This window comes from Pedobacter nototheniae (assembly GCF_004335085.1).
GTDB lineage: Bacteria > Bacteroidota > Bacteroidia > Sphingobacteriales > Sphingobacteriaceae > Pedobacter > Pedobacter nototheniae.
The window spans coordinates 33,891-53,267 of record NZ_RQRS01000004.1 but is presented as its reverse complement, the minus strand read 5'-3'; the positions used below and the strand labels follow the sequence as shown (position 1 = coordinate 53,267).

At 36.4% G+C, this 19,377-nt stretch carries 14 protein-coding genes; all 14 read right to left on the bottom strand.

What is annotated here, in order from left to right; genetic code table 11:
- Positions 1–16: 16 nt before the first annotated feature.
- Positions 17–943, bottom strand: a complete 927-nt coding sequence (locus tag EHC72_RS05120) for an HlyD family efflux transporter periplasmic adaptor subunit (RefSeq protein ID WP_131536595.1) — start codon at positions 941–943, stop codon at positions 17–19.
- A gap of 1 nt (position 944) precedes the next feature.
- Positions 945–2,165, bottom strand: coding sequence for a TolC family protein (locus EHC72_RS05115; protein ID WP_165585766.1), 1,221 nt, complete (start codon positions 2,163–2,165; stop codon positions 945–947).
- Between the two features lie 80 nt (positions 2,166–2,245).
- The gene (locus tag EHC72_RS05110; RefSeq protein ID WP_131536593.1) at positions 2,246–3,037 is read right to left on the bottom strand and encodes a phosphatase PAP2 family protein; all 792 of its coding nucleotides are present in this window, start codon (positions 3,035–3,037) and stop codon (positions 2,246–2,248) included.
- A 1-nt stretch (position 3,038) separates the two neighbouring features.
- Positions 3,039–3,449: a hypothetical protein gene (locus tag EHC72_RS05105; RefSeq protein WP_131536592.1), complete on the bottom strand. Its 411-nt coding sequence runs from the start codon at positions 3,447–3,449 to the stop codon at positions 3,039–3,041.
- 119 nt (positions 3,450–3,568) lie between these two features.
- On the bottom strand, positions 3,569–4,825 hold the full coding sequence (locus EHC72_RS05100; protein WP_131536591.1) for a sensor histidine kinase: 1,257 nt from the start codon (positions 4,823–4,825) through the stop codon (positions 3,569–3,571).
- A complete protein-coding gene (locus EHC72_RS05095; RefSeq protein WP_131536590.1) occupies positions 4,822–5,499 on the bottom strand; it encodes a response regulator transcription factor in 678 nt (225 codons plus the stop codon). The genes EHC72_RS05100 and EHC72_RS05095 overlap by 4 nt, the downstream gene beginning before the upstream one ends.
- Before the next feature lie 2 nt (positions 5,500–5,501).
- On the bottom strand, positions 5,502–6,101 hold the full coding sequence (locus EHC72_RS05090; RefSeq protein WP_131536589.1) for an HD domain-containing protein: 600 nt from the start codon (positions 6,099–6,101) through the stop codon (positions 5,502–5,504).
- Positions 6,102–7,512: 1,411 nt separating this feature from the next.
- The gene (locus EHC72_RS05085) at positions 7,513–9,531 is read right to left on the bottom strand and encodes a heavy metal translocating P-type ATPase (RefSeq protein WP_131536588.1); all 2,019 of its coding nucleotides are present in this window, start codon (positions 9,529–9,531) and stop codon (positions 7,513–7,515) included.
- Between the two features lie 10 nt (positions 9,532–9,541).
- Positions 9,542–10,774 (bottom strand): efflux RND transporter periplasmic adaptor subunit, encoded by a 1,233-nt coding sequence (locus EHC72_RS05080; protein ID WP_131536587.1) that lies wholly within the window; start codon positions 10,772–10,774, stop codon positions 9,542–9,544.
- Between the two features lie 12 nt (positions 10,775–10,786).
- Positions 10,787–15,109 (bottom strand): CusA/CzcA family heavy metal efflux RND transporter, encoded by a 4,323-nt coding sequence (locus EHC72_RS05075; RefSeq protein WP_131536586.1) that lies wholly within the window; start codon positions 15,107–15,109, stop codon positions 10,787–10,789.
- Positions 15,110–15,287: 178 nt separating this feature from the next.
- On the bottom strand, positions 15,288–15,608 hold the full coding sequence (locus tag EHC72_RS05070; protein ID WP_131536585.1) for a DUF6660 family protein: 321 nt from the start codon (positions 15,606–15,608) through the stop codon (positions 15,288–15,290).
- A 57-nt stretch (positions 15,609–15,665) separates the two neighbouring features.
- On the bottom strand, positions 15,666–16,469 hold the full coding sequence (locus EHC72_RS05065) for a tail fiber protein (RefSeq protein ID WP_131536584.1): 804 nt from the start codon (positions 16,467–16,469) through the stop codon (positions 15,666–15,668).
- 127 nt (positions 16,470–16,596) lie between these two features.
- Entirely contained in the window at positions 16,597–19,068 is a 2,472-nt protein-coding gene (locus EHC72_RS05060) for a multicopper oxidase domain-containing protein (protein WP_246029378.1), read from the bottom strand.
- A gap of 95 nt (positions 19,069–19,163) precedes the next feature.
- Complete coding sequence (locus tag EHC72_RS05055) at positions 19,164–19,376, bottom strand: heavy-metal-associated domain-containing protein (RefSeq protein WP_131536583.1); 213 nt, start codon at positions 19,374–19,376, stop codon at positions 19,164–19,166.
- Position 19,377 lies beyond the last annotated feature (1 nt).

The window sequence follows — 19,377 nt, the reverse complement described above, 5'->3', positions numbered from 1 at the left end:
GGTTCAGCTTTAAATTCTATTTCTGGATTTTAACTTTTGCTGTATCGGCAATGCCGTAGTTTCCAACTGTAATAATTCTATCCGTTTTATTAAAAATCGGTTCTAAAATTTCCATACAATTGTTACTTTCAATACCCTTTTTCACATTAACTTTTACTGCTGTAGAATCGTTTATCATTTTCATAACCCAAAATTCATCTTCAGTTTCATTAGCGAGCACAGCTGATTTTGGTAAAACCTGAGCGCTACCGTGGTGAACTTTCATTAGCCTTACTTTAGCAATTAAACCTTCGGGAATATCCTTTACTGTAGAAACTTTAATAATATAGCGCTGAGTTTGCGCCGCCGAATCAACAGACGGCATAGTGCCCGAAATTAAACCATTAAGTTTTGTTCCATCTGGAAGTATAACATCAAGGGCTTTATTTTGGCTAATCATTTGGTTAAATTCATAAGGAAGATCCAATAAAAAAACCAAACTATTGCGGTTGCTAATCGTTGCTAAAGATTCACCATCCTGCACATAATCACCTTTTTGATGGTTTACCTGTACAATTACCCCTGCTTGCCCTGCTCTGATATTGGATACACCTGAGAATTTAAAACCAGGATCGAGCTTATTTACCGTATTGCCGATAGATTTTGCTTCTTTAGTAATTAAGCTAAACAAGAGTTGTTGGCCACCAACTTGCTGACCTGTTTTTGCATTAGCAGTTTCTACATAACCATTGATATTTGCCTTTACAAAACTCTTTTCCAGATAGGCAGAAACGGCCGAAAAATCTGCATATTCAGCCAATGTGCTATCTTTAATTTGAGTAACCTGTACAGACGTAACTGGAGAAGGCGCATCGATGGATTCAGCAGGAGCCGACTGATTACAGGAAGAAAAAATTAATAAACCCGCGGAAAAGGTCAATATGATTTTTAGATAGTTATGCATGTTATTTGTTCCAGTAATTATATTGGTTAATTAATTTTAAACGGTTAATGGTTGTTTGTCTGAGCAGATTTTGTGCGGACATATAGTTATTTATGGCAATTACAAAATCTACTACTTTAAGATCTCCGGTATGCAGTAATTTGCTATCTACATCAATTAAACCTTTGCTGAAGCGGATTTGCTCTTTAATTTTCCCAAAAAGCGCATCTGTTTGAACAATTTGCTGTTTGATTAAATTTAGCTGCTGCCCTTGTTGCCGAACGAAAAAGTTTTTGTAATTGGCAATTGTATTTGATGAAAGTTTAAGTTTATCGTACTGCATTTTCTTCTGGTGCCCATCATATATTGGTACAGAAAACGTAAAGCCTACACTACTACCAAAATTACGGTACGGTTGGAAACTTAATGATGAGCTGTAACCACCGTTAACGTAAACCCCAAGTTTTGGTTTATAATTTAAATCAATGCCATTTTTTAGATTAATATTTTTCAAGCTATCCAGTTCAAAACGTTTTGTAAAAAACATGCTTTCTTGCTTAAAAATAGCAGTTTCCAGTTGTGGTTCTGCAAGTTTTATTTGTGTTGTATCGGCAATGCCTGCAAGATAATTTAGTGTAGCATAATCATTTTTAAATTGAATTTCGGCTTGTTTCATAGCCAATTGTTGCTGTTGAAGGGTAACCAGAAAAGTTAAATATTCTGATTGTTTGTAAATGTTGCTTCTGGTTAATGTTTTGAATAATTGTTCTTCTTTTTGCAAAAGCGAAACCACTTCATAGCTAAAATTAACTTGTTCCTGACTGGCATAGGCTGTAATATATTGATCTACAATAGATCTTTTTAAATCGTACAACGATAATTGACTGGCGTATTTGATGGAATCGCTTTGAATTTTTATTCCTTCTAATTGATTATTTAGCCGCTTTTTATTCAATAGCTCATAATTTACATTTAGTAAAGCCTCAAGCGCCTGTCCATTTGTAATTACGCCATCATACCCGTAACCTTTAATTATTGGCGCATACATTCCGGCTCCCGTACCTGTAAGCTGAGGTCCACCGGTTGCACGAACAATTAAACTATCTATTGCAGCAGATCTTTTCTGATTTTCAAAATCTTTAAGCACGGGGCTAGATAATTGTGCCTGTTTTAAAAAGAAATCGAGGTTTTTGGCTGGAGCTTGTGCCATTGTCTTAACTGATAAAACAGCAAGAAAGCTCATAACCAAGTATTTAAAGGCAATATTCATTTTCAAAATTCTAAGCCTGTTTATTTAAATAGATAAAATTTAATACGGTGACATTAAAACCTACCCGATAACATTAATCCTGTATATCCTTGCTGGTGAAAAGGCATGAAGGTAAAATTACCTGTGTTTTTTGTTGTAAAAATTCCTTTAATATATGGATAAACAAGATACGCAATTTTTGTTGAAGCAATTCCAAATCCTGCACCTGCAACTACATCACTAAACCAATGTTTGTTGTTGTACATACGCAAAGTACCCGTTGCTGTTGCTACAAAATAACCTGCATAACCAATCCATGGGTTTACATCTTTATACTCCTGATGCAAAAATTCTGCAGCCATAAAAGCAGAAGCTGTGTGCCCCGAAGGGAAAGAATTAGTACCAGATTCATCCGGGCGCATTCTACCTACACCCTGTTTTACAAAATGTGTAGATACGCCCATAATTGCCGCCGAGGTAACATAAAGCATAGAAGCATCAAACAAATTATGTTTCCCTTTAACACCAGAAAGGTTTAAGGCGTAAACGGCTGCCGCAGGTGCAAACTGCAAATAATCATCTACATGGGCTGCAAATAAAGGATGATCTTCCTGAAGTTCTTCCTTCGTACTTACATCCAGTTGTTTAAGTGCACCATGATCGTAAACCGCAGCAAAACCATAACCCATCAATACGGCAGGCACAACAAATGTTAATGGTTTAAACTTGTTTTTCGGAATCATTTCCTTTGTATTCCATCTCGAAATTGTATCTGTTGTGGAAGTTTGTAGAGCGTCTGTTTTTTGAGCAAGGCAGTTGGATAATGTTGATACAAATATCAGACAACTAAAAATAGACTTATACATTTTACAGTTTTACTGGATTTCCAGATGCATCAAACAATAAATCCTTTCCTTTTACTTCGGCTTCGTAAAGCACTGTGCCATTGGCTTTAGTAATTTTCGCTGCTTCGGCAATCTTCATTCCTTTTAGCTTAGTAATTACCAGAATAGGCAATTCAGATTTATCTATTTCTACTTCAGTTTCTAAAAGAATTCCTTTTGCAGAATAAAGTGCCGAATTATTTTTACCATTCACAGTGAAACCAGCTTCATAATCTTGCTTTTCCATTTCCCAACTTACCTTTGTTATTTTTGGGTACGATTTAGAAAATGCAGCTTTTACCGAAGCAGGTACCTTATTTGCATTTAACTTTTGTGCTTGCGAGGTAGCTGCAAAGCCACCAATTAGGATTAAAATTCCAAAAATCTTTTTCATAATTATAAATTTTAATCAAATCTATAACTCAATTATGGAGGAATTCTGTAGTGGCTTTATTAGTTGATTTTTTTACTTATTAAGGCGAAATATTTCCTTTAGCTTATACCTACAATGGATTAATTTGTTTCGAAATACACTGTAAAAACATGATTATTTTGCATATGCTTATATTGTATATCAAAGCTATAAAGATTGCATATTTGCTTTGTAATGGCTAATCCTAGTCCCATCCCTTCAGATTCTGTAGATTTAGAAAAGCGATCGAACAGACGATTATTTTGCTGCGTATTTTTTCCTGTATTGGCAATTACCAAAGTTTTGATGTTTAGCTGAATACTAATTTCGCCACCAGTTATATTATGCCTTACCGCATTACTAAATAAATTATTTAACAAAATATCAGCAAGGTAACGGCTCATTTTTAGCTCCGTAGGTTTTACATTTTGTTTAATGGTTAGGTTATTCCTTTCAAAAAGCTCCTGAAACTGGCGAATTTTTCCTTCCACCATTTCTTTAAAATCTATATCTTGATAATCGGAAATCAAGTTGTTTTCTATCTTCGCTAAGAGTAAAAGAGATTGGTGCAACCTGGAAAGTTTCCCTGTGGCATGGTAAATATCTTCTAAAAGAGCTCCTTGTTGCTCCGTAAAGGATTCTGTTTGCAAAAGCGAATCGAGTTTAGAATTAATTACGGCCAGTGGGGTCATCATTTCATGAGAAGCATTATCGGTGAAACTTTTGAGTTCCTTATAATCCTGCCTTACTTTTTCTGCCATTGCATTAACAGATTTATTTAGCTCATTAAATTCATCAATTGTTGTTGGTTCCTCTTCAATATTTTCCATTCGGGTAACTTCAAAAGCCTTCATTCTATTTAAAATACTGTAAAAAGGCTTCCATAACCTACTTAAAATAAACCGATTAATTAATAAAAGCGATAAGAGTAAAATAATGGTAATGGCGAGGGTAATTAGCAAAATTATGCGAACTAAATCTTCAGCTTCTACCCTAGATTTGGTGATGTTTACAATGATGGTTTTGCCTTTTAAATTAACTGTTGTAATTAATCTCCTTCCGGGTTCGGTTTCCTTTTCTTTAGGGTTTAGGTAGCTGGTATATAAAAACTCTCGCTCAGGCACCTCACCTTTTGCCTCTTTATAGGAAACTTGCTGATCTAAATAACTTGCCGGAAGTGGCAGCCTATTGTATGTGGCTGTATATTGCTTGATTTCGTTTTCTTCTACCGCCAAATCCTTATCAAGCTTTTCGGTTAAAATAAAATGGATTACCACATAATATATTATTCCAGTAATAATTAAAACGATTAGCGAAGTATAAATATTTACCTGGTTATAGCGACTGGAAAGCTTCATATGTTTCCAAATTTATAACCAATACCATAAACTGAGCGAAGATAATCTGCTGCACCGCCCTCCATTAGTTTCTTTCTAAGATTTTTAACGTGGGTATAAATAAAGTCGAAATCATCAGAAAGATCCATTTCATCGCCCCAAAGGTGCTCTGCCATAGCATTTTTTGTTACCACCTTATTTTTGTTGGAAAGAAAGTATACCAATAAATCAAATTCCTTTTTTGTTAATGCAATTTGGCTTTCTCCAATAATAACCTTCATTGCAAAAACATCTACATTAATTTCATTAAAGACAATCACATTATCGCCATCGAAGTTTTTACGGCGAACAATTGCGCTTACTCTGGCTTTTAATTCTGATAAATGAAATGGTTTTACCAAATAATCATCGGCACCAAGGTCTAATCCGGCGAGTTTATCATCCAAAGAGTGTCTTGCCGAAATGATGAGCACGCCATCTCTCTTTTTTAATTGTTTAAGTTTAGTTAACAATTCCATTCCTTCACCTCCGGGCAAACCGAGATCAAGCAAAATACAATCGTAATTATACATCGAAATTTTCTCAAGAGCGGAGTTGAAATCTGAAGCGTGTTCGCAAATATTCCCCTCGCCGGTAAAATATGTCAAAATGCTTTCCAACAGAGCTTGCTCATCCTCAATAATTAAAATTTTCATAACTATGTAAAGCGTTGAATGAGTTTTTCTATGTTTAAATTTTTATTTCTTTGAAGAACTTGTTTCCCGTAAATGGTAAAATATTCATGCTTTGCTAGCATCTCCAAGTTTAAGGCGGCCCATTGTAAATCAGAATATACTAGTCCTAATTGTGCTTCCCATTCTTGTTTTAATCGAGTTGCAAATTGATGGTAGCTGTTGAGGGAAAAATGATAAAAATCGGCATCGCAGATAATCATTTCGAGTATATTGGCAGGAAACTGAGGGTATCTTGTTGCCATAATACATGCTTTTACTTGCTCTACCTTATCAGAACTTAATCCGTTTTTGAGCAGAAACTTTTCAGCAATATAAGCGCTACTATTTTCATGTCCTATGTATTGATTGGTATAGCCTGTATCATGCAAAAAGGCCGCTATTGTTAACAGAAACAGGTCTTCTTGTGAAATTCCGATTTGTTTACCAATTAAAATAACACCTTCAACAACAAGTAAAGTATGTTCAAAATTGTGAAAATACATAGATTCAGGCAGCTTGTTTTTTAACAAATCTTCGGCAAATTTCTCAACCCTTTCCAATAAAAACTCCTGAGGCACTTCCATGAATTAACCCATATAATATAACTACAATAATAATTGACGATTCTGAAGAAAAACTGTAGCAGAAAGACAATTAAATTATGCGATTGCAATTGTTCAAGTTAATAACAGTTTTTGGTTTTCCAAAATTACGGAGATCATATAGCTGTGAAATTTATTGAGTACTTGCCTTAATCCACTAAAAAGTCCAAACCACTGTTTTTTAGTTAAGCTCCCAATCGGCATGGTCAATTATTCGGGGAGCACAAGAATAAAGCCCCCGCGGCAGCGGAAAACATTGTCTTGCAATCATAGCATTGCATTAAAACCATGTAAGACATTTAAGCGCATTTAAGGCTATTGTTTTTTTTGCGAACTGAAGCAAGGGGCGTGAAGCAATACATCATAATTATCTACTGTTGGGTAAGATTGCTTCGTGCCTCGCAAAGACGGTAACGAAATATTATGAACTTTGTTATAGCAATACGCTTAAAACACTAACAAACCCAAACCACTGTTTCTTCGTTAAGCTCCCAATCGGCATGGTCAATTATTCGGGAAGCACAAGCCAAGCCCACCCACTGCCTTAAACAGAAAAATTGCGAGCCGACACTTTTGTTTCTTTTGGTGCCAAAAGAAAGGTAAGCCCTGCGGCAGCGGAAAACATTGTCTTGCAATCATAGCATTGCATTAAAACCATGTAAGACATTTAAGAGCATTTAAGGCTATCGTTTTTCGCGAACTGAAGCAATACATCATAAAATAATAATTATCTACTGTTGGGTAAGATTGCTTCGTGCCTCGCAAAGACGGTACTGGTGGATGCCTGAGCATAATCGGAAAAGCTTTTGCAATATGAACGTTTGCTTAGCGATTGCCTAACCAACCAATAAGTCCAAACCACTTTCTTCATAAAGCTCTCAATCGGCATGGTCAATTATTCGGGTGGCACGAGCAAAGCCCACCCACGGCCATAAACAGAAAAATTGCAAGCCGACAATTTTTGGTTCTTTTTGTTGTCAAAAAGAATAAAGCCCCCGCGGTAGCGGAATAAAGAATTGCATGAGGATCAAAGCATTGTATTAAAACCATGTAAGACATTTAAGCGCATTTAAGGCTATCGTTTTTCGCGAACTGAAGCAATTACATCATAAAATAATAATTATCTACTGTTGGGTAAGATTGCTTCGTACCTCACAAAGACGGTAATGGTGGATGCCTGAGCGTAATCGGAAAAGCTTTTGCAATTAGATATTTCTTTTTCTTAGAGGTAATCATCTCTCCTTTATAGGCAAAAAATATTTATATGTTATTAAGGAATAGCAAAACAACAGACAATATCATGCAATAAAACATATCCTAAGTAATATTTTCTGAAAAGCATTTAAAAATCTGCGACAAATTTATGCCACAGATTTTTAAATAAATATGCTTTTTAAGCTGCTTTTCTATCAAAAGCCAGCAACCTAAGTGCATTAAAAACTACAATCAAAGTTGAGCCCTCATGTGCAATAACCGCCGGACCGATTGACGCAATTCCGAGAATAGTTAAAGGAATTAACACGGCTACAACACCAAGAGAAATCCATAAATTTTGTTTAATAATTCCTCTTGCTTTTCTACTCAATCCAATGGCAAAGGGTAAACTTTCAAGCTTATCACCCATTAAAGCAATATCGGCAGTTTCTAGCGCAACATCAGAGCCAGCAGCCCCCATAGCAATACCAACGGTACTTTTGGCCATTGCTGGTGCATCATTTACACCATCGCCAACCATGGCAACCATTTCTTCAGATTTTGCCAGTTCTTGCACGGCCTTTACTTTATCCTCAGGCATTAAATTGCCCCGCACTTCGGTAACGCCAATTTGTTTAGCAATCGCTTCGGCCACTTGCTGATTATCTCCTGTGAGCATAATCATTTTCTTAATCCCTAAATTGCTTAATTCGCTAAGTACTTTTTTAGCCTCTGCCCTCGGAACATCCATGAGTGATAATATACCTATAAAATCATCGTCACGCTTAACCAGCATAGAGGTATGACCATCTTTTTCAAGATCTTCCACCTGTTTTAATACTCCTTCTGGAATACCACCTTTTTCAAAAAGCGCCTTATTTCCAATCAATACTTTCTTTCCATCAACTTCTGCCTGCACCCCTCTTCCGGTAATACCTTTAACATTTTCGGCTTTAGGAATTGATTGATCTTTCAGTTTTTCGAGCGCTCCTTTTACAATAGCTTCTGCTAAAGGATGGTCGCTCAGCTTTTCTACTGCGACTGCAACCAACATTAATTCATTCTCTGCAACATTATTTAATGGAATTACGTTGGTTAATGTGGGTTTTCCTTCCGTAAGTGTTCCGGTTTTATCAAATGCAATGGCGTTCAAGCCGCCTAAATCTTCCAATGGTCTACCGCCTTTTATTAATACCCCTGCCCTGGCGGCTCTTGCTACGCCGCTTAGTACAGCACTTGGTGTAGAAATTGCTAAAGCACATGGACTTGCGGCTACCAATACGGACATTGCCCTGTAAAAACTTTTGCTAAAAGGCTCATCTATAACCACAAAAGCGAAACATAAAAGTGTTACCAGCACCAACACAACGGGAACAAAATACTTTTCGAATTTATCGGTAAAAAGCTGCGTGGGTGATTTCTGCTTTTCGGCTTCATTAACCATTTTTATGAGTCGCGAAATAGTAGAATCTTTTGCTTCCCGAATTACCTTAATTTCAAGTGCGGACGCTCCATTTATCGTTCCTGCAAAAACACGATATTGAGGTTTAATGTTTTTATCTGTCGAATAATCGATGTTTGCATCAGGAACTGGCAATTTATCAACAGGAACACTTTCTCCGGTAATAGGTGCCTGATTAACGCTTCCTTCGCCTTTTACCACAACTCCATCTGCCGGAATTTTACTGTTTGGTTTGATTATAATTACATCACCAAGTTTTAATTCTTCAATTCTAATTTCGGTTTCCTTACCATCTCTTACAACTATTGCCGTTGGTGGAGCTAAACTTGTTAATGCAGAAATAGATTTCCGTGCCTTACCCATAGCGTAATGTTCCAGTGCGTGGCCCAAGCTAAAAAGAAACAGCAATAATGCCCCTTCTGCCCACGAGCCCAAAATTGCAGCACCTATTGCGGCTACAAGCATTAAAAAATCTATTTCAAAACCGCCCTTTACTATGGTTTCTACTGCTTCTTTTGCGGTAAAGTAACCGCCAAAGAAATAGGCCAAAGTATACATCACTAAGCTAAACCATGCAGGTAATCCATTAATATAAGCAAGGCCAAAGCCAATGCCCAAACAAACACCACTTAAAATGGCAAAGTACAACTCTGTATTGGCACCAAAAATGCCGCCATGATGATGACCATCTCCTGATTCATGCTTTGCGTGAACGTGGTTATCGTGATTTGATTTATCTTCTTCTTGTGTTTTCATTGTTGTAATTTTAATGTTCGTGTTCACCACTATTGCTCATTTTCGCAAGCACAAAAAATGCTCCTTTTACTACTATTTCGGCATTTTTAGGAATTTCTTTTAATAAGGTAATTTCCGTATAACCAACATCAGTAGTTCCCTTTGCAACCGGTATTTTTTCAAAGGTTATTCCTTTCTCATCTTCATGGTTGGCTGTATTTTTTCCATTTTCCTTATGTTCAGCTTCAATTTTTCTTACAAAAATGAAATCCTGTCCAGTTACATTTACAATTGCTTCTGTGGGTACAGCTGGTTTTGTTCCTGTTTCTAAACTTATAACTGCGGTAATTGTCATACCATCAATCAGCCCAGCCTTATTACCCTGAACTTTAGCATGTACGGTTACGGCCTTACTTTCGCCTTCAAAAGATGAGCCCAATGAATAAATCTTTGCATCATATTCCTTACCAGGGTTATTGGTTAAAGTAAAATGAATGAGTTGATTTTCTTTAAGCTTTGGAATATCTTTTTCATACACAAATAAATCAAGGTGTAACTGGCTGTTATCTACAATTTCGGCTATTGGGGTATTTACATCTACATAACTACCCATCTCTACCTTTACCTTACTCACTACACCATTTATAGGACTTCTAACCGATAAAACGGATATTAATTTACCTTTACTTAAACTAGCCGGATTTATACCCATTAATTGTATTTGTTGCGCATATGTGGCTTTTGCCGTTTGCAATGTTTTAAGCTCTGTTTCGGCAGATTGTAAATTTTTTAATGCTCCTGCATTTCCTGCATTCAGTTCTTTTTGTCTATCTACCTCCAACCGTACGAGGGTAATTTTAGCACTTGCATTTAAATAATCGCTTTGTACTTGTATAAACTCTGGGTTTGAAATAGTGGCTATTACTTGGCCCTTGCGCACTAAATTACCCGGTTGCACCAACAAGGATTTTATTACTCCATTATAAACAGAATTTACACTGGCTCTATTTTGATTTGGTACTTGCAATGTTCCATTTGTTTTTAGCGTCGTAGTTAGCTGTTTATTTTCTATGCTTCCTAATTTTAAGCCGATGCTTTTAATTTGCGATTCTGTTAATATTGCCGTACTTGCACCTTCAGCATGTGCCTCTTCAGTTGCTTCTTTTTTTGAACCTTCTGATTCAGTATCGTTCTTACTACTGCACGAAACCAGCGCAATTGCAATAAACGACATGGCAAACAGGTTTATAAGATATTTTTTCATTACTATATTAATTTATTGGTTGATGTAATAACTGTATTGGATAACTGATTGATTGTAAGCATTAAGCACTTCTAAATAATTTTTCTGAATATCGATAGATTGTGTTAAATACTGCGACATTTCTGCAAAGCTGATTTCACCCGCCCGATATGCTAAAGTAGCCGCCTTAATTATCTCATTGGCTTGTTTTAATCCTGTAGTTTCATAAAATGATAACATGCTAAAGCTTTTATCTACCTCCTGCAATAACTGCGATTTTTTATTGTTGAAAAGCTGAACATCATAGTTGTATTGTTTTTGTTGAACAGCCTTTTCTGCCTCAGCAACTTTAACCTTATTTTTAGCTGTACCTGCATTAAATAATGGAAAGGAAGCCGTTACAGAGAAACCGGTAAAAGGATCTTTTGCACCCCATAACCGTTGACTAAAAAACCGTCCTGAAAAGTCTGGTCGGTTTTCATTTTTAATAACTGAAATTCCAGCATTTGCAATATTTATATTTTGTGTTTGCAATTCTAAAACAGGGTGATCGGATTCGCTTTGCGCATTTGAAACCATTAATTTTGCTAAAGGTTGCTGTATTGGCAAAATATATTCATTAAGATTTAGCAATTGCATCATTGCTTGTTGTTGTATTTTGGTTTCGCCATCTAGTTGCTGCATTAAGGCACCTAGCTCTTTCATCCTCACATTGGATGCAATACTATCCAAACCTGGGCTATCACCCGTTTTTACTTTTAGCTTCGCAGCGGCATTTAAGGATCTATAAATACTATCCAAGCGATGATACAATTGCTTTTTATCCTGCAGATACCAAAGTTGATAATAAACTGCCCGAATGTTTCTTTTTACATCAATGCCAATAACTGCATCATTAGCTTGATAATATTTTAGTTGCTCGGTATAAAGGTTTTTTTGTGCTTTATATAAACCCGGCCAAGCCAAACTTTGCGAAACGCCAATTTTTAAAACCCCAGTATGATCGCTTGGTCTTAAATCCTCATTCTCAGCAAAAACACCTGTTTTAGTTAAAATAGAAGCCGTTTTTATTTGTGCCTTTCCTTTATTTAGTTGTTGAGCATTTACTTCATATTGAAGATTGCCTTTTGCCAATGAAATAGCTTCTTCTATTGTAATTCTTTTAGAAACATTTTGTGCTTTAGCCCCATTAGAAACCCCAACTAAAAGGAAAAAAGCAATAACAACAGTAGCTTTAGGATTGATCTTAATTTTTACTTTGCTTGAAAATAAAAGATAAAGCAACGGTAGTACCACCAATGTTAAAAATGTTGCCGTAATTAAGCCCCCAATAACAACGGTTGCCAATGGTTTTTGTACTTCGGCACCTGCGCCACTGCTTAATGCCATAGGTATAAAACCCAGCGAAGCAACTGTTGCTGTCATTAATACTGGGCGTAGCCTTATTTTTGTTCCTTCTAAAATTCGTTGCACAATATCATCCATGCCATCCTTTTTCAATTGGTTAAAGGTGCCAATTAACACAATCCCGTTAAGTACTGCTACACCAAATAGCGCAATAAAACCAACACCTGCTGAAATACTGAAAGGCATCCCCCTAATTAAAAGTGCAAATACACCACCAATAGCACTCATGGGGATTGCTGTAAAAATGAGTAATGAATCTTTAACGGTTCCAAAGGTGAAAAACAGTAAGAGAAAAATGAGCGCCAGGGCAACTGGTACAGCAATCATTAACCGGGCAGATGCTTCCTGTAAATTCTCAAAAGTACCTCCGTAAGTATAATAATAACCTGTTGGGAGCAATTTAGCTTCATTTAGTTTTTGTTGAATATCGGTTACCACACTTTGTACGTCTCTATCTTTTACGTTAAAACCAACAACAATTCTGCGCTTTCCTTCTTCGCGACTAATTTGTGCTGGTCCTTCTTTAAAGGAAATATCTGCCACCTGTGAAAGCGGAATCTGATTACCATCATTTGTAGCTACATATAAATTATTTACATCATCAATTGATGTTCTACTGATGCTATCCAATCGAACAACTAAGTCGAATTTCCGTTCATTTTCAAACATTACACCTGCAGCTTTTCCTGCAAAAGCAGTACTTATGGTATTGTTTATGTCTTCGATATTTAAGCCATAACCAGCAATTTTAGCCCGATCATACTGAATGGTAATTTGCGGCAAACCTGTTGTACGCTCCACTTGTGGCTCAGTTGCTCCTTTTACAGTTTGAACAATTTTTGCCACTTTAGGTGCCAGTGCAGCAAGGGTATCAATGTTTTCGCCAAATATTTTAATGGCTACATCCTGCCTAACCCCCGTCATTAATTCATTAAAACGCATTTGTATAGGTTGCGAAGCTTCAAAGAAAACCCCAGGAATGGAGGCTTCAAGCTTTTCTACCATTAACTGAGCAAGTTTATTATAATCTTTGGTGGTAGTCCATTCGCTTTTAGGTTTCAGGTTTATAATTAAATCCGTTGCCTCTGGAGGCATGGGGTCTGTTGGCACTTCGGCGCTACCAGTTTTACCTACAACCATTTTTACTTCAGGAAAGGATTTAATGATCCTACTTGCCTGCATCGAGGTTTCTACGCTTTGACTTAGCGATGTACCTTGCGGAAGAATACAGTGAAAAGCATAATCTCCTTCTTGTAATTGAGGAAGAAATTCTCCTCCCATTCTACTAAAAACAATAATAGTAATCCCTAAAAGGGTAACGGCTCCTATTACCACAGCATATTTCATTTTAATAGCCCAATTTATTAGTGGCGTATACCCCCTTTGGAAAAAATCCATCATCCGATCGGAAAAGTTTTTTTTGTGAGATACTTTTTTGGAAAGAAACAGGGCCGACATCATCGGGATGTAGGTGAGCGATAGTAACAAAGCGCCGAAGATGGCAAAACCTACCGTCATAGCCATTGGGCGAAACATTTTTCCTTCTATCCCAACTAGTGTTAAAATAGGAATGTAAACAATCAGGATAATGATTTCGCCAAAGGCAGCACTACTTCGTATTTTAGATGCAGATACAAATACTTCTTCATCCATTTCGTTCTGCGTAAGCTTTTGAGTCGATTTTCGCAATGCGAGATGATGTAAAGTGGCTTCAACAATAATTACTGCACCATCTACAATCAATCCAAAATCAATAGCACCCAAGCTCATTAAGTTGGCACTTACGCCAAAAACATTCATCATTGCGAGGGCAAAAAGCATGGCTAATGGAATAGCGGATGCTACAATTAAGCCTGCCCTAAAATTGCCCAGAAATAGTACCAACACTAATATTACGATCAGCGCACCTTCTATTAAGTTAGTTTTAACGGTATTAACAGCTCTCTCAACTAAGCTGGCTCTATCACTAAAGGCCTCTATAATCACATCTTCTGGTAGGGCTTTTTTAATTACCTCCATCTTAGCTTTTACCTTTTGCACAACAGCGGCACTATTTGCACCTTTTAGCATCATTACGATTCCACCAACTACTTCTTTTTCACCGTTATAAGTAACCGATCCGTACCGTACAGCGTTACCTAATTTTACTTCTGCAATATCTTTAACCAGTACCGGGATATTATTTACTTTTTTAACAACTGTATTGCCAATATCGCTCATAGAGCCCATTAAACCGATGCCTCTGATAAAATAAGCGTTTGGCTTTTTATCAATGTAAGCACCGCCTGTATTCTCATTATTTTTTTCCAATGCAGTAAAAATTTCTGCAATAGTTATGTTCATGGCTTTTAAACGATTTGGATTTACAGATACTTCGTACTGCTTTAATAAACCGCCAAAGCTGTTTACCTCTGCAACACCAGGGGTACCGTATAATTGACGGGCAACAATCCAATCCTGCATGGTACGTAAATCCATAGCAGAATATTTATTTTCTGAACCTTTTTTTGGGTGAACTACATATTGATATATCTCGCCCAAGCCAGTGCTAACCGGAGCCAACTCTGGTGTTCCAAGTCCTTTCGGAATTTTTGTTTCTGCTTCTTTAAGCTTTTCACCGATTAATTGGCGAGCAAAATAAACATCTACATCTTCATTAAATACAACGGTAATTACGGAAAGTCCAAATCTGGAAACAGACCTTATTTCCTGTAGATTGGGTAAATTGGCTAGGGTTTGTTCTATAGGATAGGTTACCAATTGCTCGGTTTCCTGTGCTGCCAATGTTGGTGTAAGGGTAATAATTTGAACCTGATTATTGGTAATATCGGGTTGAGCATCAATCGGTAGTTTAGAGGCGCTCCATACTCCCCAGCAAATTAAGGCCAATGTAAGCAGGCCAATAATGAGCTTATTTTTTATACTGAATTTTATAATTTGATCTAACATTTCTAAAAATGATATAATTGGTGAATGATCGAATTATAGGTTGCACGAGGTTAAATTCAGTTTTTTAAACTGTAAAACCTTAGCAAACAATAATTGATAATATTGGATATTGATTAAGCTGAATGCGATTTACACGGGCATAGCAATGCCATCATCGCAGGATAATCAAAAAAAGAATTTAGGCGTTAAGTTTTGGCGGTTGCCAAACATCTACGGGTTGCTTTTTAATATCTGAAATACAAAAAACCTGATAAGATTTGTATTGGGGTTGCTCTATTTTAGCCGAAGTTTGATCTATCGGAAAATGCTGCCCTATGGAACAACAAGCGCAACTACAAAACGGCGGACAAGATTCATCTTGTAAATGTTTAGTGCCCGAATCGGTATGCTGAACTATAGAAGCATATTGGGTATTGGCAACAATATCTGCCACATCCTGACAAGGCATAAGCCCTAAAAGGATTAGATAAGCGGAGAATATTATTATGATATACCTCATTTTTGTCAAAACTAATAATTATTAATTTCTTATAGGCAATTAAAGCAAAAAACAATTTTATTTCTTCAACAAGATTTCTATTTTTTCATTAATGCAAGATATTTCTTCTTTTAAATATTTCGTTTCAATTCTTAAGGTATTTATCTCTTCTTTTGTTGCTTTTACTTCTTTATCCTTTTCTATTAAATAGAGCGTCAATTCTTCTATTTTTTGTAGTAACTTAACATTTAATTCTCCCAGTTTTATACCATTTTCAATCATTTCCTTAGCAGTTGGTATTTCTGGCAAGTGCTTATTAATTTTTAAAAACTTTTCTAATTCGGATAAATCTGGCAGATTATAAGTTGGTTCAAATACAAAATCGGCACCCGCCGTAGTAGTTACTTTTACTTCTCTAGCGCCTATATTTCCAGCTACTGTAAGTAAGTCAGTTGGATTACTTGTCCCTATACCTACATTGCCTGTAAAATTTATACGCATTTTTTCAACATTATTGTTTGTATTAAAAGTTATAAAACCGCCCAAAACATCATCACCTCTAAAAAAATTAATGGATGAGTTTACTTGTCCATAAAAGCTATGCTCTAAAGAAAAACCTTTTACACTGAATCTCCCAGAGGGGATAGTAGTTGTATAGCCTCTCACGCCTAAATAAGTTCCATCGTTTATATGATTACCTTCTGGTAATCGTCCCAAAACCGCAGATAATAATCCTCCCTCAGAATAGCTCGAAACGTCTAAATAAGCCTTAGGTGTTGTTGTACCTATACCTGTACTTCCCGTTGAAGGAAAAACATTAGTTTGTGCCACTGCAGTTTGAATCGTAAATAAAATAAGCGAGAGTATAAATTTAAATTTCATAAGATTGAAGCTAAAAATTATAGATAAATGATGAATACAATAATATCATTAAATATTAAAAATTCGATGTTCTAGTTCAATATATATTTACAAATGATTCCCTTACTAAAATTTTAACCGAAATAAATTAGTAATTTAAGGTTATACCACCTCCATAACCCATATCACTATCGTAATGAGTAGAGAATGAAAAATACTTCGTTACAATATATCTAAAGCCTGCCATATATTCTTTATCGGTATTGCCCATCAGGTTAAACCTAAGTCGGTTTGTAATTGGAATATCTTCTCTGGTTAACTGGAAGCGCATTTTCCCTTTACTATCTAGGCGTGCTTCGGCAACAAAAAGCATTGGCAATGTGTATTGAAAACCAATTACCGCTGCTTTACGATTATGCTGGTTACTAATTTGTCCGAAAAGATTTTTTTCAGATTCGTTTTTCATGCTATTATAGTGATAATCGAAACCAATAAAAGGCATAAACATTTGCATTTTCCCGATATAACGACCAAAATAAGTTTCGCTTTCGTACCCATGTTGGGCTTTTAAACCTACTCTCCATTCTGTAGAAAAACGATAACGGGTATTAGCCAACATAAATTCGCCATCGCTACCGTTACTTTCTAAACCAACAGTAGCCATAGGATGAAACATTCTATCATCGCTATACAATTTGCGCTGGGCAAATTTCGGGTTTACTATTTCAGGGTTTGGCGGCGAATTTTCATAAGAGAATATCCTACCCATTCCGCTCATCATGTGGTATAAAATATGGCAATGAAAAAACCAGTCGCCACTTTCTGTCGCAGCAAACTCAATGGTATCAGTTTCCATGGGCATAATATCCAGTACATTTTTCAATGGTGCATATTCTCCTTGTCCATTTAATACCCTAAAATCATGTCCGTGCAAGTGCATTGGGTGGCGCATCATAGAATTATTGTAAAGGATAATTCTAACGTTCTCCCCTTTTTTAATCAAAATTTTATCGCTTTCAGAAATAGTTTTATTATCAAGTGTCCAGGTATAACGGTTCATATTCCCCGTTAACTCAAATTTCAATATTTTTAAAGGTCCTTCTCTTAAGGTGGTTTTCTCGGTAGCCCTTAACATACCATAATTTAAGGTTACTAATTCGGCATTTTCAGTTTCCTCTGCGGTTTGTTCAGTTTTTTTCTTTTTACCATAATCAGTTCCGGTAACTTCAGGATACATTACATTATTCATATCCATTTGCTGATTAGACATTTTCATTCCCATTGGTGCCATATCGCCATTCATCTTCATCATGCCGTTCATCATTTTCATGCCTTCAAAATACTTGAGTTTACCCAATGGTTTTGCCGGTTTTTTAACACCGCTACCAAGCCACAGAGAAGTAGAATTTGTTCGATCTTCAGCGGTAGAAAGAAATTCATAACTTCCATCTGCCGGAATAGTTAAAACAACATCATAAGTTTCAGATGGCGAAATGAGCAACCGATCTACCTCAACAGGCTCAACATCATTTCCATCATTTGCTACAACGGTTATTTTGCCTCCAGACCAAGTAAGCCAGAAATAAGTTGAAGCGCCGCCATCAACAATACGTAATTTTACCTTGTCGCCCGCTTTAAACTGTGGCAATGTGCTTATATTCTTCCCGTTGGTTAAAAATTTTTCATAATACACATCACTTACATCCATTGCCGTCATGCGTTTCCATTCGTTTACCAATTTGGTTTTAAAATACCCCTTACTTATCGCCTCGCCATAACTTTGAGTTGTGCCCTTTTTAATTGCAAACCAATCTGAAGCGTTATGCAGCGATCTATCTACCTCCTTTGGATTCATATCCGTCCAATCACTTAACACCACAGGAATAGCCGGCATTTTAGGCTCATTTCTTTTATTAAAAATCAGCGCACCATACATACCACTTTGCTCTTGTAGCATGGTATGACTGTGGTACCAATATGTACCATTTTGAATTACAGGAAATTTATAAACATAGGTTGAGTGCGGTTTTATGGGCATTTGTGTTAAATATGGCACACCATCCATATTGTTGGGTAAAAACACGCCATGCCAATGGATTGAGGTTTCCATATCCATTAAATTATGTACATAAACTTCGGCTGTATCGCCCTCTGTAAAAGTAAGCACAGGCCCTGGGATAAGTCCGTTTATAGCCATCGCCATTTTGGGTTTCCCCGAGAAATTAACCGTTGTATCATTTACATAAAGATCATAACGAATGGTTTTGCCTTTTGTATTGGAAATCTCCGCATTGCTCTTTATTGGATTAGAACTACCATCCATTTTATGTGACACTTGCTCCTTTTTTTCAGCAGGTAAATTTGATTTTGCTTTTTGTTTTATCAACGCCATTCCACATTTCGGACAGGTTCCTGGCTTTGAACTTTGAACTTCAGGGTGCATGCTGCAAGTATAAATAACCTGTTGTGCATGAGTATTAATTGCGTTGATATTTCCGTTTTCCTGTGCTGATGCAAACGCATACATGAGCATTAAGAAGGAATACAAAATCATTTTTTTCATTGGAGAATATTTTCTGGTAATTGGATATTTGTATATGGATTTTGGGAAAAAACTCATATAATTTCCGTTATTGTAAAGTACTAAGAAGTCCTAATTTGTTAATAGAAATGGGTAAGAGTGTTTGGTACTTCACAACAACGTGAGGGTTAAGGCTAAATCTTTTCAATTAAGTAACCTGCCTCTTCAACGGCGTTGGTAATGCTTTTAGCATCGGCACCATCTTCAACCTTAACTGTCATCACTTTATCAGGGTTTTGGGTATCTACTTCCCAGCTTTCTATGTTGGTTAGTTTATCCATAAAAGGTGTAACTGTAGCAATGCATCCGCCACATTTAATATTGGTTTTAAATTTTAATGTTTCCATG

Excerpts from the sequence above, each read along its gene's own strand:
- EHC72_RS05105 (WP_131536592.1), bottom strand. The coding sequence starts at position 3,449 with ATGAAAAAGATTTTTGGAATTTTAATCCTAATTGGTGGCTTTGCAGCT.
- EHC72_RS05065 (WP_131536584.1), bottom strand. The coding sequence starts at position 16,469 with ATGAAATTTAAATTTATACTCTCGCTTATTTTATTTACGATTCAAACT.
- EHC72_RS05115 (WP_165585766.1), bottom strand. The coding sequence starts at position 2,165 with ATGAGCTTTCTTGCTGTTTTATCAGTTAAGACAATGGCACAAGCTCCA.
- EHC72_RS05095 (WP_131536590.1), bottom strand. The coding sequence starts at position 5,499 with ATGAAAATTTTAATTATTGAGGATGAGCAAGCTCTGTTGGAAAGCATT.
- EHC72_RS05120 (WP_131536595.1), bottom strand. The coding sequence starts at position 943 with ATGCATAACTATCTAAAAATCATATTGACCTTTTCCGCGGGTTTATTA.
- EHC72_RS05090 (WP_131536589.1), bottom strand. The coding sequence starts at position 6,101 with ATGGAAGTGCCTCAGGAGTTTTTATTGGAAAGGGTTGAGAAATTTGCC.
- EHC72_RS05060 (WP_246029378.1), bottom strand. The coding sequence starts at position 19,068 with ATGAGTTTTTTCCCAAAATCCATATACAAATATCCAATTACCAGAAAA.
- EHC72_RS05070 (WP_131536585.1), bottom strand. The coding sequence starts at position 15,608 with ATGAGGTATATCATAATAATATTCTCCGCTTATCTAATCCTTTTAGGG.
- EHC72_RS05055 (WP_131536583.1), bottom strand. The coding sequence starts at position 19,376 with ATGGAAACATTAAAATTTAAAACCAATATTAAATGTGGCGGATGCATT.
- EHC72_RS05075 (WP_131536586.1), bottom strand. The coding sequence starts at position 15,109 with ATGTTAGATCAAATTATAAAATTCAGTATAAAAAATAAGCTCATTATT.
- EHC72_RS05085 (WP_131536588.1), bottom strand. The coding sequence starts at position 9,531 with ATGAAAACACAAGAAGAAGATAAATCAAATCACGATAACCACGTTCAC.
- EHC72_RS05110 (WP_131536593.1), bottom strand. The coding sequence starts at position 3,037 with ATGTATAAGTCTATTTTTAGTTGTCTGATATTTGTATCAACATTATCC.
- EHC72_RS05100 (WP_131536591.1), bottom strand. The coding sequence starts at position 4,825 with ATGAAGCTTTCCAGTCGCTATAACCAGGTAAATATTTATACTTCGCTA.
- EHC72_RS05080 (WP_131536587.1), bottom strand. The coding sequence starts at position 10,774 with ATGAAAAAATATCTTATAAACCTGTTTGCCATGTCGTTTATTGCAATT.